The organism is Xenorhabdus sp. KJ12.1 (genome assembly GCF_963876495.1).
GTDB lineage: Bacteria > Pseudomonadota > Gammaproteobacteria > Enterobacterales > Enterobacteriaceae > Xenorhabdus > Xenorhabdus stockiae.
Genome location: NZ_CAWNQH010000026.1, coordinates 1 through 579, shown reverse-complemented (window position 1 = coordinate 579; position 579 = coordinate 1). Strand labels below are relative to the sequence as shown.

Genomic DNA, 579 nt, shown 5'->3' with positions numbered 1-579 from the left:
GGTTATCCATCGGGACGAACTGGGTGCAGAAACGTTCAGCCACAGTGCTGTTATCACCGTCTGGGCAAAAGCCGAGGCCGTGTCCAACCGAAAGCTCCGTACAGCCGAGCAGCAACAAGTGATCGAGGTACAGCAATTTACCGTCAGACCTCGGCGTGATATCCAGCCGGGTTGGCTGATTGAACATCAGGATCGGCGGTTCACGGTACGCACCATTGACCGTAATCGTGCCGACCGCACGATAATGACCACGGAGGCCGATGTTCGTCATGATTGAACCTGAACTGAAAGCTGATTTAGAACGGATAACGGGCCTGCCGGTTTATCCGCTGATCTTGCCTTCGACGGTATTAGAGGGTGTGACCTACCAGCGTATCAGCGATCCCCGATTCACTCTCGGGCTGGTAGCCTCGCCGTTAATCGAAGCACGCTTCCAAATCAGCATTATGGTGCTGAACGATTACACCCAGGCCCTGCGGCTGGAAGCGAAAATCCGTTCTGCATGGGAATCTGTGCAGCATGGCCGACTCGGTGGTTATCCGGTGCAAACCGTTTCACGCGGACTCTTGCATCAGGAAG

The 579-nt window shown here is 54.9% G+C and carries 2 protein-coding genes; both read left to right on the top strand.

What is annotated here, in order from left to right:
* Positions 1–4 precede the first annotated feature (4 nt).
* A complete protein-coding gene (locus AACS92_RS03610; RefSeq protein ID WP_099112044.1) occupies positions 5–277 on the top strand; it encodes a phage head closure protein in 273 nt (90 codons plus the stop codon).
* Positions 270–579 (top strand): hypothetical protein (locus AACS92_RS03605; RefSeq protein WP_099112045.1); only part of this gene is annotated, 310 nt, incomplete at its 3' end. The genes AACS92_RS03610 and AACS92_RS03605, both read left to right, overlap by 8 nt.